Source organism: Nocardiopsis sp. iso_238 (assembly GCF_056173325.1).
The window spans coordinates 2,217,169-2,233,271 of the sequence record NZ_CM149668.1 but is presented as its reverse complement, the minus strand read 5'-3'; the positions used below and the strand labels follow the sequence as shown (position 1 = coordinate 2,233,271).

Here is a 16,103-nt window from a genome sequence, read left to right as displayed (position 1 = left end):
GTGAGCGGGGTACGGGCCTCGTTCAGGGAGAACTCGTCGGGATCATGCCCTCGTAGACGTTCTGGATGTCGTCCTGGGACAGCACGCCCTGGTACAGGTGGACGTCGCTGATGTCTCCGGCCCAGGCACCGGAGAACCTCTTCTCGAACTGGGAGCCGCCGATCATGACGGGACCGCTCGCGTGCCAGGCACTCGGAACCTTCACGGGTTCCTGGGCCACACCGTCCACGTAGAGGGTGGCCTCGCCCCGGGTGTGGTCGTAGGTGGCCGCCAGGTGGGTCCAACGACCGAACTCGGGAGCGTGCTCGGACAGGGATCGGTGCCAGCCGGTGGCCCCGGTCCGGTCCTGGGGCGGAAGCTTCATCACCCAGTTGTCCCAGTCGTAGGTGTGCTGGTAGCTGAGGTAGAAGGCACTGTGGTCCGTGCCGTTCTGGGCCACCGCAGCCGCGTTGTATCCGACCTCGTCCAGGCGCACCCAGGCCGCGACACTGTAGCTGCGGTCGGTCCGCACCGAGGGGGTTCCGGTGTGGAGGTGTTCCCGGGTCGACGGGTTCAGGCTCACGCCGGGGGCGAAGGTGACGTCGTTCATGGCCTGGTTCCAGGCGGTGAGCGGGTCACCCTCCAGGGTGGCGTTCAGACCGTGGTCGGAGGAGTCGGCCGCTACGGTGCCCGAGGTCTCGTCAAGCTGCCAGCGCCCTTCAAGCGCGGCTGGTCGGTTGGCGAGCTCCCAGATCTCCGACCTGGCTTCCTCGTCCTCGCCCACGGTTTCGTCGACCAGGACCCGGTCCCACACGCGCACGTCGTCGATGGATCCGGGCCAGAAGTCGTTGTACGTGCCCCGGTACTTGGCCCCGCCAATGATCAGCGGCCCCTCAGCGTTCCAGGGGGTCTTCTGAATGTGCGACCCCTGGTTGACACCGTCCACGTACAGGGTGAGCGCTCCGGTCTCGGGGTCGTGAATCCCCAGCAAGTGCGTCCACACCCCGACCTGGGCGGGTTCGATGGACCGCACCGCTTCCGAGATCGCTGTGGCGTCCCCGTCGTAGGGTGCCTGCTTGAAGATCCACCGACCGCCCTGCGTGTGCTGGTAGCCCAGGTAGAAACCGCTGTGTCGCTCACCGTCCTGACCCACTGCCGTGTAGGGGCGGCTCGGGTTGGACTCGTCCAGCCGCACCCAGGCGGAGACCGAGAACGCGTCGCCGGTGTCGACGACCGGACCCTGTGTGCTGAGGCGTTCACCGCTGGACGTGTCCAGGCCGGTACCTTCCAGACGGTAGCTCCCGCCGGTCCGTTCCCCCACTCGGCCTCGCGCCCACGCGACGTCACCGGAGGCCGTGGCCGAACGGCTCGCGTCCGCCGTGTCCGTCGCGGTGCCGCCCTGCCCCTCGTCCAACGTGAAGTGCGCGACCGACTCAGCGGGTGGGGCGACGGTGAACGTGTACGCCAGTCCGCATTCCGAGGAGTTTCCGTAGGCGTCGGTGATGCGGGCGTGGATGAGGTTGGGGCCGTCCCTGCGCGGGGTGATCGGCAGGGTCACGGACGCGCCCTGTTCGTCGAGGTCGACCTTGGTCGAACAGCTGGCGTCGTTGACGCTGTAGTGGTACGCGGTGGCCGCGTCCACGCCGTTGTTGGCGAACGTGAACTCGCCCGTGCGCCCCACGGAACCATGGGGCTCGTCACCCGCCGGGTAGTCGGTGGAGGTCACCTTGGGACCGGAGTCGGGTTTGGTGGTGTCGACCTCGATGAAGCACCAGGACGACCACGGGCCCCAGTTGGATCGGTCGTGGCCGCGCACCCGGTAGGCGATCAACTCTCGCTCTGGCAGGTCCTTCGCGGTCACCGGCCGGTAGCTGCCTCCGGACCACTTGCCCACGGTCACATAGGCCGAGTCAGCGGCACCAACGCGACCGTCCACACCGGCGAGTTTCCACTCGAACTGCGACTTGACCTGCTGGCCCACCCAGTAGGAGTCACGGTCCCGGATCTGGGCGTTGAACCTGACCTCGGTGTTGTTGATCATCCGGGGCGCGGATCGGTCGGTCTGGCAGGTGCCTCCCAGGGAGTCGGAGATGGTGGAGGTGACCGGCTTCTCTGGCGGGTGGTTGTAGTTCACCACGAGCACCGGGGGCTTCTTCTTGGTGTTGACGCGCCGCCAGGCGGTCGTGCCCCTCTCGTCGCGTTCCTTGAGTCTGAGCCGGATGTGGGAGGCGTTGTTGTTGACTCCCCACCGGTAGGCGTTGGTGGCGTCGAACTCCACTCCGCTGCTCTTGGGACAGGTCGCCCAGCCGCCCTTGACGTTCTGGGTGTCCTGGAGGGTGCGGGTGGTGGGCTGGTTGTTCCAGGTGGTCTTGTTGGTGAAAGCGTCGGTGCGGTGCAGTTGGATGTGGGCGTTGCTGGTGCAGTCCCACCCCCACTCGATCTCGGTGCGTAGCGTGGCCGAGTTGATGATGGTGTTGGGGTGGTTCGTCCTGCCCATCACTGTGAACTGGAAGAACGCGCGTCGGGTGTAGGGCCGGTCCCATTCGACCCTGCCGATGCCCACGTCGTCGACCTTGGGGTTGTAGTAGGCCTGCGTGGGGAAGGCGGAGTCGACGTAGGCCCAGTTGGGGCGGCTGGCGCTCACGGAGGGGTCGATGTAGACGGGGAACTCGGTGGCCTCGTCCACGAACATGCCCTGGTCAGGCACGAGCCGGATGGAGTCGACCTCGACCGAGGTCGGGACCGTCAGCACACGCGCTCCGGAGGGCGCCGACACCGTGGGGTCTTCGCTCTCGTGTCCCTCCCCCGTGGAGTCCCACATGGCCGGGGCCTGGGCGGAGAACACGCTCTGGCCGCCGGCGTCGCCCGTGGCGTCGAGGTTGCCGTGCTCGTCCGCCGTCATGGTCACACCGGTGGTGCGCAACGGGAGTGCGATCTCGGTGAGTTCGGGGAGTCGGGCGGCCTCCGGAGTGTGGACGACCAGGACCTGGCTGAAGCCCTCGACACCGGCGGTCAGGACGAGGTCCACGTCCGCAAGTACGTCGGTGTAGGTGGCCTGGTCGCCTTCCAGGACGGGTTCGGGGAGGTCGTCGATCCAGCCCAGGGCGACGTTGTTGGAGCCGATGCCGATGTGGGCCATCGCGTCGTCGCCGCCGCCGGAGAAGGCGATGTCCATGCCCGCGGCCCGTGGCCGCACGGTGCCGTCATCGGCCTTGACCAGGGTCGTGTCGACGTCCACCCACCCGTCTTCGGAGCGCACCCGCTGGGGGATCGTGGAGATCTCCGCGGTGAGGGATCCGTCCGGGTTGGCGAAGTGCTGGGTCTTCTCGTCGGTCAGCCCGGGGATCTCGACCGGTTCACCGGTCTGCTCCGCGAGCGCGAGGGCGTCGAGCTCCTGCTGTTCCTCGGAGCTGGCGGGGTCCGGTGATGTCGGCTGTGCCGCCACAGGAGGAGCGGTGGTCAGGGTCAGGAGCAGAGCAGTGGCGGTCGAGACCGCGGTCGCACGGGTCCAGGGGCGACGCATGGGATGGCCGTTCGTGTCAAGGGGATGTGAGAACCCGGGGACAACCCTCGCACCTGGGATCAAGGCAGGACTTTAACCAGCACCTACATCGACCCACAATCGTTCGGAGCCCCGACCACGCGAATATGGAACCGGGAACCATCCTTGACATGCGGCAATCAGATCTGGCCGCATCCGGCCACGAAGCCGGGTAAACCACACCCGAGAACGCTGCGCGCTCCGAGCTTCACGGGGTCCGCACATGCCGCGACCTCGCCTGCATCACACCTGGTCAGAGCTTCCCAACGGAACGTAGGAGACGGAAGGGTCTCGACGCCGCCCCGGCGGTGGAGGCGGCGTGCGCGTGTCAGAGGCTGCGGAAGTCCAGGCCCTCGATCTCGGTTTCCGGGCCCGTGGTGACGAGGGCGACGATGCGGTCCTCGGGGCCCTCCTCGAAGAGGACGGAGCCTCCGGGGAGGGGCACCTCGGTGCCCTGGGTCGGGAGGCCCAGAAGGGTGCCCAACCAGCGGGCCGAGAACTCGGGGTCGGCGGTCTGGATGACGATCGCCCGGAGGTCGTGGGGCCCCGGGGTGAAGCGACCCCGGACGTAATCGGTGAAGAGCTGCTCGCGGGGCGGGTCGTAGGTGATGAGGAAGGGCGCCCAGAAGGGGGCGTCGGGGAGGAAGACCTCGCGGAAGCTCACGTCGCGGCCCTCGGGGGCGGCGACGACCTCCTCCACGCGGTGTCCCCGCAGGCGGAGGCGCTGGGCGGAGGCGGCGGCGTCGGTGACGTTGACCGCGAAGGTCATGGCCCCGCGCCCCCGAGCGGCGACGTCCTCGATGGCGGGGCGCAAGACCTTCAGGGCCCGACTGAAGACCCCGGTGTCATAGGCGGACTCGTCGAGGACGGTGACGATCTCGACGTAGCGCTCGTCCAACCGCCAGGCCCCGTTGCGGAACCCGTCGAAGGGCTCGTTGGTGTGGGCGGGGAACCCCGCCTCGGTGTATTGGCGCACCGCTTCGGGCACGTCGGGCACCCAGTGCAGGAGATGGTCGAACTCGGGTCGCTCAGCGGTCACACCAGACCTCCTTTGATTAGGCCAGGCTAACCTAACCAAAGGAGAGGGTCGTGCGTCAATGCGCGGCGACGAGTTCGCGCACCGCGGTCATGTCGTCGAAGGGCAGCAGCTCGTCGCCGACGATCTGGTGGGACTCGCTCCCCTTGCCCGCGACGAGCACCACGTCACCGGAGCGGGCCACGGAGAGGGCGCGGTCGATGGCGGCGCGGCGGTCGGCGATGCGGGTGAACGGGGTCCCGGTCGACTCGATCCCCTCGGCGACCTGGTCCATGATCGCCTCCGGGTCCTCATGGCGCGGGTTGTCCCAGGTCAGCACACACCGGTCGGAGTGGGTGCCTGCGATTTCCCCCATCCGGGCGCGCTTGGTGGTGTCCCGGTCCCCGCCGCAGCCGAAGACCGTGAACACCCGTCCCTGGGCGAAGCTGCGGATGGTGCCCAGGACCTGGTCCAGGGAGTCGGGCGAGTGAGCGTAGTCGACGATCACCGAGACCCCGCGCGGCGCCGCGAAGTGCTCGAAGCGCCCCGGGATCTGGGGCATCCGCTCCCACGCGGCCACCAGCCCGGTGAGTTCGTGCCCCTGGACGTGACAGGCGGCCAGCGCGGCGAGCGCGTTGGACACCGAGAAGCGTCCCGGCACGGGGATCGCCGCCGGGTACTTGCGGCCCTCGTGGTGTAGGACGAACCGGGTGCCGAAGGCGTCCACCTCCAGGTCGGTCGCCCGGTAGTCGGCCGGGACCTCGACGGAGTAGGTGACCGTCGCGCCCGGCATCAGCTCCGGGATCGTGGCACCCACCGCATCGTCCACGTTGACCACGGCCCGACGGCACAGCCCCCGGAACAGCCGCAGTTTGGCGTCCCGGTAGTGCTCCATGGTGCCGTGGTCGTCCAGGTGGTCCTGGGTCAGGTTGGTGAAGATCCCGACGTCGATGTGTGAGCCGTCCACGCGGTGCTGGAGCAGGCCCATGGAGGTCGCCTCCAGCACGACGCTGAGCGTGCCCCGGGCGCGCATGCGGGACAGGAGGTACTGGAGATCCGGGGCCTCGGGGGTGCTGAGCAGGGTCCTGGGCATGGGGATCGGGTCGCCGCCGGTCCGGGCCCCGGAGGTGCCGATGACCCCCACCCGGGCCCCGTTGGCGGCACTCAGCAGGGACTCGTACATGGACGACACGGAGGTCTTGCCGTTGGTGCCGGTGACCGCGACGACGTCCATCGCGTCTCCTGGCTCACCGTGGTACCGGGCGCAGACCAGAGCCGCCGCGACCCGGGCGTCGGCGACCCGGACCAGGCAGGTACCGGGTGGAGCGGACAGGTCGTCCCCGTTGGGGGGCTCCTCCACGAGGGCGGCGACAGCGCCCCGGGCGAACGCGGTGGCGACCCCCTCCGGGCCGCCCTCGCGGTGCCCTGGGAGTGCGAGGTAGAGCGAGCCCGGCGCCACCCGGTCGAGGTCGACGCAGGGCGCCGAGGCGATGGGGATATCGGGGTCCCCGTAGATGACCTGGTGGGCATGGCCGTTGAGCAGTGCGCTCAGTTGCAGGGGGTGTCCCTTCCAAGGCGGTGCGGCTGCGGGCGCGGCCGACACCGGTGTACCCGGAGTGTACGCGCCCGCAGCGGCCTCAGGCGGTCCGGGAGGTCCGGGAGGTCCGCCAGTACACCGGGATGACGGCGGCGACCACCAGGTGCGTGAGTTGCAGGACGACGACGGTCGCGGCGGTCGCCCCCACGGTGAGCGGCGGCAGGAACATCGCCACGGTGACGAGCACCGCGACGACCGTCCACACGATGAGGCCCCGTCGGCCCAGGAAGCGCTCGCCCAGGGCGAGCACGCCCCATCCGAGCAGGGCGAACACGGCGGTGAAGAGTGTGAGGGCGGGCCACGCGACGGCTCCGGGCTCCTGTCCCTCGGGGGCGACCACCAGGTCCGCGCCCAGCAGCGGCGCCGCGAGGGCGAGGAGGGTGTTGACGACGGTGACCGCGAGCACCGCGGCCAGGCGCGGCTTCCAGGTCGGACGGACGGCGGTCGGGGTTTCGGTGAGGCTTTGGGTCATGGCTCATTCCCTGTTGCGATGGGGTTCGACACGAACCTAAGCGGGGAGGCCGAGACTTCCTATGCGTGATCCGCTCTGATCTATGCGCGATCGTCCACAGGTGAGTACGATGACGGCATGGATGTGCTGAGCGACGTCATCTCGACCGTGCGCACGGGCCAGCCCCGGTCGGCGCGGATCGAATGGCAGGCCCCCTACGCCACACGGTTCCCGGAGGTCCCCGGCGCCAAGTTCATGGTGGTCCTTCAGGGGTCCACGTGGCTCCTCACGGAGGGTGCGGAACCCCTGCAGCTGGGCCTGGGCGACGTCCTCTTCCTGCCGCGCGGCCGCGAACACCTGCTGAGCAGCTCCCCCGACGTGTCCGACGGCGGCGTGGACTGCTCCGGTGTGCTGCGCGCCGCGGCGACGGGCGGGGACCCCGTGCCCACGCTGGTGTGTTCGCGGGGGTGGGCGCGCCCCAAGGAGATGCCTCCCGTGCCCGCGTTCGGCGCCGCCACGATCGGGGACGGTGACGGCGAGCCCAGCTGTGTCACGGTGGGCGGCTCCTACGACGCCAGCGCGTCGACCCCGCATCCGCTGTTGGCCGAGTTCCCCTCCGTGGTGCACCTGCCCGCGAAGGTCGGGCGCAGGTCCGAGCTCCCGCTGGCCGTGGGGCTGCTCGGCCGGGAGCTGGGCACGAACCGGCCCGGTGGGGACACGCTCGTCCCTCACCTGTTGGACATGCTGGTCGTGTACATCCTGCGCACCTATCTGGAGGAGCTGCGGGAGGGGGACGAGAGCGCGGGCCGCGGCTTCGCCGGGGCACTGCGCGACCCCGGGGTGCACGCCGCGATCCAGGCCGTGCACCGCGACCCGGCGCACCCCTGGAGCGTGGCGGAGCTGGGTGAACGGGCCGGGCTCTCGCGTGCCGCCTTCTCCCGCCGGTTCACGGCCCTGGTGCAGCAGTCCCCGCTGGCCTACGTGACGTGGTGGCGGCTGACCACGGCCGCGCGTTTGCTGCGCGAGGAGGACGCCACCATCAGCTCGGTGGCGACGCGGGTGGGGTACTCCTCGCAGTTCGCCTTCGCCAACGCGTTCAAACGCGAGTTCGGCCGGCCCCCCGGCCGGTACCGTGAGGCGGCGCGCGACCTCACGGAGCCGCGGGCGCCCGCCGCGCCGCCCGTGAGCTGAGGGTGAGGGCGGTGAAGAGCACCGTGCCGGGGAGCGCGTACGGACCGGGCCCCAGGAAGAGGGAGGCCGCGCTCGCACCGAAGGCCAGGGACGCGAACCCGAGCAGGGTGAGCAGGGCGAGGAGCACCGCCGCCGTTCCGGTGACCCAGCCCGGCCAGCGCGGGGCTCCGGGACGCACGAGGGCCAGCGCCGCGACGGCCGTGCCCAGCGTGGCCACCAGCGGCCCGACCATCCAGACCAGGTAACCGGGTCCGATCCCCTGGTCGGCGTCGGCCGCCAGCCACCCGGTGACCATCAGGTGCGCGACCCCCAGCAGCAGGCCAGCGCCGGCGGCCGCACGGCCGAGCCACGCTGGTGCGGTCCGTGCCGGAACGTGTCCGGCCCCCGTCGACCCGTGCCGGGCTCGTGCCGACCCGTTCTCCGCCCGCTTCACCATGACCGCTCCGCCTTCCCTCGCCGACGTCCTCGTGACACGAGTCTGTTCGGCGCGGGCGCGGCCCCGCCTCCCCCGTGCGGGGGAGGCTGATCCTCCCCGGGAGGGAGCGGGGTCGCTCAGAGTTCTCCGGGGCAGGAGGCGCCGACGGCGGGGACCACACCGTCCAGGAGGTAGGCGTCCACGGCGCCGTCCACGCAGCCGCGTCCGCCCGCGTAGGCGGTGTGGCCGCCGCCCTCGTAGGTGAACAGGGTGGCGGTGGTCAGCTGGTCGGCCAGTTCCTCGGCCCACGCGTACGGGGTCGCGGGGTCGTCGCGGGTGCCGACGACCAGGATCGGTGGCGCCATGGGGGCGCTGAGGTCGCTCGGGGCGAGTTCGGTGTCGGGCCAGGACGCGCAGGGCAGGAACGACCAGATCTCGTCGCCGCCGAAGAACGGGGACACCTTCTCCGCGCGCCGGGCGCCCTCCAGGAACGCGTGGACGTCGCCGGGTCGTGTGTGGTCGGCGCACTGCACCGCCGTGAACGCGGACGCCGTCGCGCCCTGGTCGTCCCTCGGGGCGGCGTAGCGCCCCAGGTAGGCCTGGACGAAGGGGTCCCGCTCGTCGCGCGCGATCCGGGCCAGCAGGCGCGCGTCGCCCTCCCACTGCCGTTCGGCGTTCAGGGAGTCCCTGAGCAGCGCCAGCATCTCGTGGCGGCCGACACTGCGGTCCCCGACGACGATCGGGTCGGTGTCGAGCCCGGCCAGCAGTGCCTCGGCCTCGGACGGGGCCTCCTCCGCGCTGGTGAACGGGCACTCGGGTGCCCTCTCCAGGCAGTAGGAGACGAAGGACTCCCAGGCGGACTGCGCCCCCTGGCTCTGCTCCACGCCGTCCGCGATCACGCCGCGCTGGGTCTGGAGGGCCCCGTCCAGCACCAGGGCACGGGTGTTCTCCGGGAACATCTCCGCGTACAGGGCCCCGAGGTAGGTGCCGTAGGAGTAACCCACGTAGCTGAGCTTCTCGTCGCCCAGCGCGTCACGGAGCAGGTCGAGGTCGCGGACCACGTTCACACTGCCCATGTTGGCGAGGAAGTCCGTCCCGACCTCCTCCTCGCAGCTCCACGTGAACCTCTGGGCGGTCCGTTCGAGGTCCCGGAGCCGGTCGTCGCCCACCTCGTCGGGGTCGACGCCCGCCACCTCCTCCAGCGGCCGCTCCATGGCGTCCCACGCGGGGCAGGTGAACCCGGCGCTCTCCCCCACGCCGCGCGGGTCGAAGGAGACGAGGTCGAAGGAGTCGCGGACCCGCCTGCTCAGCGCGAGGGGTCCGGCCTCGAACCGGGCCACCCCCGCGCGGCCGGGGCCGCCGAAGTTGAACACCAGGGATCCCCGGTACTGGTCGGCCGTGCCCTGGGCCGGGTGCCGCACCACGGCGGTCTCGATGGTCCGGCCGCCGGGGTCGCCGTGGTCGACGGGAACGGTGACGGTGCCGCACTCCAGCCGCGCCCTCCAGTCGGGATCGCCCTCGACCGGTTCGGCCCCGGCCAGTTCCTCCGGGGACAGGCAGGGCCGCCAGTCGACGTGTTGACCGTAGAAGGAGCGCGCCTGGTCCTGCTCGTCGAGGGGGACGAAGCCCGCCGTCACGACCAGCGCCAACGCCGCTCCCGCGACCCCCAGAGCCCGCACCCGAACACCCGCCCCCGCACAGAGTCCTCCGCCGCCGGATCCCATCCTCCGAGCGATCGGGGGCGGAACCGCGCAGAACATCCCGGAGGGCGGGTAAACAGTCCGTCGTGTCGGGTTTTACCAGGCGGGGCAGGACAGACCGGCCTCCGGGACCGCCCCGTCCAGGAGGTAGGCGTCCACCGGGCCGTCCACGCACTCCATCCCGTAGCCGTAGGCGGTGTGGCCCGCTCCCTCGTAGGTGACCAGGGTGGCGGTGTCCAGCTGTTCGGTGAGCTCCTCGGCCCAGGTGTAGGGGGTGGCCGGGTCACCGAGCGTGCCGACCACGACGATCGGCGGGGCGTCCGGGGCGGAGAAGCCGGTGGGCGCCTCCTCGGTGTCGACCCAGTAGGCGCACGGCAGCTGCTCCCAGACCAGGTCGGCGCCGAAGTACGGGGAGTCCGCCGCCGCGCGCTGTGCCGCCTCCCGGTAGACGTCGGGGTCGGTCGGGTCGGCGCGGTCGGCGCAGTTGACGGCGGTCAGGGCCGCTTCGGTGTCCTCGTGGACACCCGGATCCTCGGAGGATTCCGGCTCGTCGGACGCCTCGGGCTCGTCGGACTCCTCCTCTTCCTGGCCGAAGGTGTCGTCATAGAGGCGTTCCAGCTGGGGTCCGGCGCCGTCGACGTCCTCGTCGAGCGCGGCGAGGACCTCCGCCAGCTCGGGCCAGGTGCCCTCGTCGTAGAGCTGGAGGCTCACCATGGTCAGCAGTGTGTCGCCGTCCACGGACCAGCCCCGGACCGTGGGCGGGTCCGCGTCGAGCCGGTCCAGAAGCTCCCCCATGCGGGCGTCGGCGGTGGCCGTGCCGTCGAACGGACAGCGGGAGGCGTACGCGCACTCGTCCACGAACAGGTCCCAGGCTGCCTGGAAGGCCCCGGCCTGGTCGGTGGCGACCTCCACGTTGGGACGCTCGGTCTCGACGGCGCCGTCCAGCACGAGGGCGCGGGTGTTCTCCGGGAACATCTCCGCGTACAGCGCGCCGATGTAGGTGCCGTAGGAGAAGCCCACGTAGGTCAGCTTCTCGTCGCCCAGGGCGCCGCGGAGCAGGTCGAGGTCGCGGACCACGTTCACGGTGCCCATGTTGGCGAGGAAGTCCTCCCCCACGGTCTCCGCGCAGGACTCGGCGTAGGCGCGGGCGGACTCCTCCAGGTCGGACAGGTCGGCGTCGGCGACGTTCCCGGAGTCGGCCACGGCCTGGCGGGCGCCGTCCATCGCGAACCAGTCACCGCAGGCGAAGCCCTCGCTGTCGCCCACCCCGCGCGGGTCGAAGCCGACCAGGTCGAAGGCGTCCTGGACCGACGCGTCGAAGAGGGGGTGGTCGAGCATCGCGACCCCGGACTCGCCGGGGCCGCCGGGGTTGACCACCAGGGAGCCGATCCGCTCGTCGGCGCCGCCGCTGGCGGGCCGCCGGGCCAGGGCGAGGTCCACGGTGTCGCCGTCGGGGTCGGCGTGGTCGAGCGGCACGGTGAGGGTGCCGCACTCCAGGGTCTCCAGCCAGTCCGGGTCACCGTCCCACTCGGGCGCCTCCTCCAGCTCCTGCTCGCTCAGGCAGGGCGCCCAGTCGACCTCCTGCGGCTCGGGCGCCGCCGCGCCGCCGTCGTCGTCCGGCGCCGCGCACCCGGCGAGAAGGAGCACGAGCACGCCTCCCAGCGCAGCCCCTCGAAACCGACCACTCGTGATCCCCATGCCTCGTACGCCCCGCCGTTCCGGTCCACGTGCGGCCGGACGGCCGCGACCCCATCCTGGGGCACCGGATGGGACACCGCGAACGGGACGACGGTTCCGGAAAGGGACGGGGATCACTCCGGGTTCAGAGCCTGCTCGCGTCCGTGGTGAGGGTTCCGGACGGGTCGGCACCGCTCTCCGGGTCCACCTCGACGACCAGCGGGTACAGCGGTTCCCCGAACCGCAGGCCCGGGGCCCGGCCCGGTGCGGGCTGGGCGATCCAGTCCACCAGCTCACCTGCGCGGCTCACGTCCCGTCCGGGCCGGGTCAGGGCCACCACGGTGCCCGCGACGTCGCAGCGCACGTTCAGGTGGGTGGTGGCCGCGAACACGCTCTGGGCCCACGCCCCCGGGCTCACGTCCCGCAGGGGTCCGTCCGCCGTGCGCCGCCGTCGGCGCGCCGGTGCGGCCAGCCCCACGGCGCGGTCGTCGAAGGTGAGGACCAGCCCGGGCCGTTCCTGCGCGGTCAGGAACCCCTCCGCGTCGGCGAGGGAGACGTCCCACCACACACCGGTCGCGCCCGAGGCCGCCGTCCGGAGCGCCGCCCCCGCCAGGTCGAGCAGTTCCACGTCCACCTGGTCGCGGGCGGGTCCGGTGACCACCTCCTCCAGGGACGCGGCGAGGGGTGCGTACCCGGACAGCACCAGCGACCAGTCGATCCGGGCGCGTCCCTCCAGCTCGCGGCGGCCGTGGGTCAGGCACACGACGGCCCGGTCCCGGGGCAGCTGGTAGGTGGCGCAGGCTCCGCAGTGCCGGGCGGCCCTGGCCAGTCCGAGGCTCATCGCCTTGGTCCCCGTGGTGATGTCGACGACCACCGGCTGGTCGCCCTCCCTTTCCTGCTCGATCCAGCCCTGGACGGCCCGCTGGACCGCGCCGGAGTCGTAGCCGTCCACCGGGTCGGCGGGCAGTCTCACCCGGTCCCGGTAGCCCTCGGAGCGCAGCGCGGCCGCGTCGGCCGGGGGCGCGTCCGGGTGTTCGGCGGCACGCAGAGCCCCGGCTGCCGCCTCACGTACGCGCGCCCGCAGGCTCTGCCGTGAGGGCAGGACCAGCGCGCGGGAGGGGCGGTGGGCGTGCAGCGCGGCGAGGGCGCCCAGTCGACTGCCGCCCAGGGGTGTGACCAGAAGCGGCCCGTCCTGCGGACCGGGGTGCCGGGCGGGTGGTGCGGGCAGCTGGCCGTCCGACCCGTCGCTGCCGGAGGTGGCGGCCTCCGGGGCTCCCTGGGGGAGCACGGCCGGGACCGCGGGCGGCGTGGGCCCGTCGGCCAGGCTCGGGAAGAAGGCGTCCCGCACGGCAGCGAAGGTGGTGACGCGTTCGGTCAGGGCGTCCAGGTTCCAGACGTGGACGTTGCGGCCGGTGAGCGCCGGGTTGTACGCGGTCACCTGTTCGCGCAGGTCCTCGACGACGGGGCCGGAGTAGACGAACAGGACGAGGGTGGCCCCGCCGAAGACCCGGCGGGCCTTGGCCACGGTCCAGCCCGCGCGGGCCACCACGTCCTCGGCCCGGGTCTTGGCCTCCACGCACAGCACCCGGTGGCGGTGGCGCACCAGGATGTCGAAGTCCGCGACGGATCCGCCCGGGCGGTAGGGGTCGGCCACGCGCCGGGAGCCGAGGACCTCGGTGTCGGGCCGTCCGCCCAGCAGGCCGCGCAGGTGGGAGAGGACGCGCGCCTCCGCCGCGATCCCGTTGCGTTCGCTCTCGGGCAGGTTCGGGTAGGCGTCGGCGAGGGCGGCGTCCCCGCCGTGCAGGAAGCGGCGCAGCGGCGCGGGGTCGCGGTCGCTCACCCACTGGGCGCCGTGCACCCCGGCGAGGGTGCGCAGGTCGATCCCCTGACAGCCCACCGGCTGGTCGGGGCGCGCGGTGTCGGCGCTGCGGAGCAGGTCGCTGTGGGAGTCCAGGTAGAACCGCCAGGCGCGTGCGTGCGGCGGCAGCACCCGTTCGTGGTGCAGCGCGGCGGCCACGCTCATCACCTTGGTGCCGCCGGTGTAGTCGAGGTACCAGGGATGATGGCCGAGCGCGCGGCAGACCGTCTCCAGGAGACCGGTGACGGAGGCGGGGTCGTGCGGGTCCGCGCCCACGCTGAGGACGCGCACGGAGCGCCCCCGGGCGATGCGGCCGACCGCCTCGGCGACGCGGCGGGCCACGGGCAGGGTGCCGTCGCTGCAGACCAGGAGCAGTTGGTCGACCGGGAGGGTCAGCGAGGAGAGGAGGGCGGGGGTGGGGTTCTGGCCCACGAGGACGACGGCGATTCGGGGTGCGTCCACGGTTTCCCTTCCGGACGCACCGATCTCGGCCGTCCCCCGACTACAGGAACGGGACCACAGTACTCACCCGTTCCAGGAATGGTTCAGGTAAGCGGGTTTCCCACCCTGCACGCGGGCCCGCACTGGTATCCGTGCGAACGCACCGGAACCGAGGTGAGCACGAAGGAACGGCACCCGGTGACCACCCCTTTGTCGTCGCGCACGAGGTCGGAGGGGACCAGCAGGTCGTCCCGTTCCGGATGGGCGGAACTCACCACGGAGGAGACGATGAACCAGACCCCCTCGGCCGGTGCGGGCAGTCGCGCGCGGGTGCGTTCCTCCGCCAGCAGCGGCACTCCCTCCACCTCGCTCAGGGGAACCCGGATCGCCTCGACCCGCGCCGGTTCGCTCGATCCCCGCCAGGTGCGGATCACGCGCGCGTGCTCGTCGACAACCGTCACCTCGTGCGGCGTCAGATTGACCACGGACATCCAGCGACCTCCCGTAACACTCGTTCCTGTCGGCCGCCCGCTTCACCGGGACGGGCGCGACGCACCCCGTTCCGAGGCCCTCACCGCCATCTCTCGGACACCTTCCGACCGCCCGGTGAACAGGGCCCCGGTGAATTCTGAGACCACTGTTAACTCGTGACCGGTTTATAAATGGCTCCGAAGCACTTTCGTATTCGGAACCCCGACCAACAATTGACAGTGCGCGCCCGAAGGCAATATTTTGTTGTACGACCTCCCGTTCACGCAGGAGTGTCACCAGCAGGCTCACGACTCACCACGCGTTTCCCCGGAAGGGCTGGGGGAGCGTCCCGGCCCCGGCACACCCGGGGAGAAGAGTTCGTGAGCAAGCATCACTGCTCCGCCGTGGAACTGTTCGGTTCGGCCGCCTTCCTGCGCGTGTTCACGCGCGTGTTGGGGTGTGGGCCCTGCTCCTCGGACGGAACAGCGCAGGGCTGCGCCGGTCACTCCGAGCAGTTCTTCGACTACGTCGACCTGTGCTTCGAGCACTGCCCGTGCGCGAGGCACCGGGGAGAGCCGACCAGCGTCATCGCCACGCGCATGGCCACCGTCATGGGCGGCGCGGCCACGAGTGGCCGGAGCGTCCTTCCGGACGCGGACGCGGTCGGTGCCAAGGCCGTGCCCGAGAGCGGGCGGACGGCCAGGGAGGCCTCAGGCGTGCGCGCGTCCGTGGACCGCACCGCCGCGCACCGGCTGCGCGACGCCCTGGACGACGTCCGACGGGACCGCTCGTACAAGAACCTGCGGCGCGTCTACCCGCAGCCCGCCCCCAACGGCAAGGTCCGCTGCGCCTTCTCCGAACGCCCCCGGCGCTGGGCCCAGCGCCGCGACGTCGCGCGGGTCGCCACCGACGTGGTGGAACAGGAGGCGCTGGCCCTGCTGGTGCTCACCGCGGGGTGGGGCAACCCCGCCGCCGACCTGCCGGAGGACGTCCACCCCGGGGAGTCGGTGTCCTTCACCGAGGACGGCAGCGCGGTGCCCGTCGCGGACCTGCACGGGCGCCCCCTCACGGCCGTCCGGGAACCCCCGATGGTCTCCACCGCCACCGGGGACTACCTGCTGCGCAAGCTCTCCGAACTGGCCGGGGGCCGGGACGCCGACCCGGGCCGCACCCCGGACCAGCGCCGCCGCCTGCACCTGCGCGAGCTCCTGCCGGGCCTCAGCGGTGAGGACGTGGCCCGGCGCCTCACCGGGGTGCTGGGGCGGATGGCCGTGGCCATGCCCGGCCACTTCGAGCTGGTGCAGCGCGCCCGTGGGCGGGCCCGCAGCGCCCCCTACACACCCATCCCCGACCTGCCGGACGAGGAGGACGGTGACTCCTACGGAGACGGGGAACCGGACCCGTACGGGCCCCGGCGCGAGGTGCTCCGCCAGACCGAGCGGGCGTGGCTGGTCTGGCTCGCCCGCGAGCTGGCCGCCGAGGCGCAGGCCCACCGGGCGGCCTTCGACGCCGACCCGCGCGGCTCCCTGGACGCCCTGCTGTGCCGACTGTTGGACGAGGGCCCCCAGGCGCCAACGCTGTGGCGCGGTGCCCAGGACGACCCCGACCGCCGCGCCGACCTGCTGGAGGCCCTGGCCGACGTCAGCGGCTGACACGAGCGGAACCGGCCCGGACTCCTGGGCCGGAGACGGCGGGGGGCTCCCGGGGCACCCGGGCCGCACGGTCGAGCCCGTCGCGGACGGACCGGCCTCCGGTGGCGTCGCGGCC

11 protein-coding genes are annotated in these 16,103 nt (G+C 71.9%); 2 read left to right on the top strand and 9 right to left on the bottom strand.

What is annotated here, in order from left to right; genetic code table 11:
• Positions 1–22 precede the first annotated feature (22 nt).
• From AC0VYL_RS09935 to AC0VYL_RS09920, 4 genes are all read right to left on the bottom strand, one after another.
• Positions 23–3,502: a LamG-like jellyroll fold domain-containing protein gene (locus AC0VYL_RS09935; RefSeq protein ID WP_475482942.1), complete on the bottom strand. Its 3,480-nt coding sequence runs from the start codon at positions 3,500–3,502 to the stop codon at positions 23–25.
• A 346-nt stretch (positions 3,503–3,848) separates the two neighbouring features.
• The gene (locus AC0VYL_RS09930) at positions 3,849–4,559 is read right to left on the bottom strand and encodes a VOC family protein (protein WP_475482941.1); all 711 of its coding nucleotides are present in this window, start codon (positions 4,557–4,559) and stop codon (positions 3,849–3,851) included.
• A gap of 55 nt (positions 4,560–4,614) precedes the next feature.
• Positions 4,615–6,138 (bottom strand): UDP-N-acetylmuramoyl-L-alanyl-D-glutamate--2,6-diaminopimelate ligase, encoded by a 1,524-nt coding sequence (locus tag AC0VYL_RS09925; protein WP_475482940.1) that lies wholly within the window; start codon positions 6,136–6,138, stop codon positions 4,615–4,617.
• Positions 6,139–6,172: 34 nt separating this feature from the next.
• Positions 6,173–6,604, bottom strand: coding sequence for a DUF6069 family protein (locus AC0VYL_RS09920; protein WP_475482939.1), 432 nt, complete (start codon positions 6,602–6,604; stop codon positions 6,173–6,175).
• A gap of 117 nt (positions 6,605–6,721) precedes the next feature.
• Between AC0VYL_RS09920 and AC0VYL_RS09915 the strand changes: the two genes are divergently transcribed.
• Positions 6,722–7,774 (top strand): AraC family transcriptional regulator, encoded by a 1,053-nt coding sequence (locus AC0VYL_RS09915; protein ID WP_475482938.1) that lies wholly within the window; start codon positions 6,722–6,724, stop codon positions 7,772–7,774.
• Here the strand turns inward: AC0VYL_RS09915 and AC0VYL_RS09910 are convergent.
• From AC0VYL_RS09910 to AC0VYL_RS09890, 5 genes are all read right to left on the bottom strand, one after another.
• Positions 7,734–8,210 carry a hypothetical protein gene (locus AC0VYL_RS09910; RefSeq protein ID WP_475482937.1) on the bottom strand — a complete coding sequence of 159 codons (477 nt, stop codon included), beginning with the start codon at positions 8,208–8,210 and terminating at the stop codon, positions 7,734–7,736. The genes AC0VYL_RS09915 and AC0VYL_RS09910 overlap by 41 nt on opposite strands.
• A gap of 116 nt (positions 8,211–8,326) precedes the next feature.
• Positions 8,327–9,913: an alpha/beta hydrolase gene (locus AC0VYL_RS09905; protein WP_475482936.1), complete on the bottom strand. Its 1,587-nt coding sequence runs from the start codon at positions 9,911–9,913 to the stop codon at positions 8,327–8,329.
• A 72-nt stretch (positions 9,914–9,985) separates the two neighbouring features.
• A complete protein-coding gene (locus tag AC0VYL_RS09900; RefSeq protein WP_475482935.1) occupies positions 9,986–11,587 on the bottom strand; it encodes an alpha/beta hydrolase in 1,602 nt (533 codons plus the stop codon).
• A 124-nt stretch (positions 11,588–11,711) separates the two neighbouring features.
• Positions 11,712–13,886, bottom strand: a complete 2,175-nt coding sequence (locus tag AC0VYL_RS09895; protein WP_475482934.1) for a PDDEXK family nuclease — start codon at positions 13,884–13,886, stop codon at positions 11,712–11,714.
• 83 nt (positions 13,887–13,969) lie between these two features.
• Positions 13,970–14,356 (bottom strand): hypothetical protein, encoded by a 387-nt coding sequence (locus tag AC0VYL_RS09890; RefSeq protein WP_475461555.1) that lies wholly within the window; start codon positions 14,354–14,356, stop codon positions 13,970–13,972.
• A 360-nt stretch (positions 14,357–14,716) separates the two neighbouring features.
• Here AC0VYL_RS09890 and AC0VYL_RS09885 point away from each other — a divergent pair, with 360 nt between their 5' ends.
• Positions 14,717–15,988, top strand: a complete 1,272-nt coding sequence (locus tag AC0VYL_RS09885) for a hypothetical protein (RefSeq protein ID WP_475461552.1) — start codon at positions 14,717–14,719, stop codon at positions 15,986–15,988.
• The last annotated feature ends 115 nt before the right edge of the window (positions 15,989–16,103 follow it).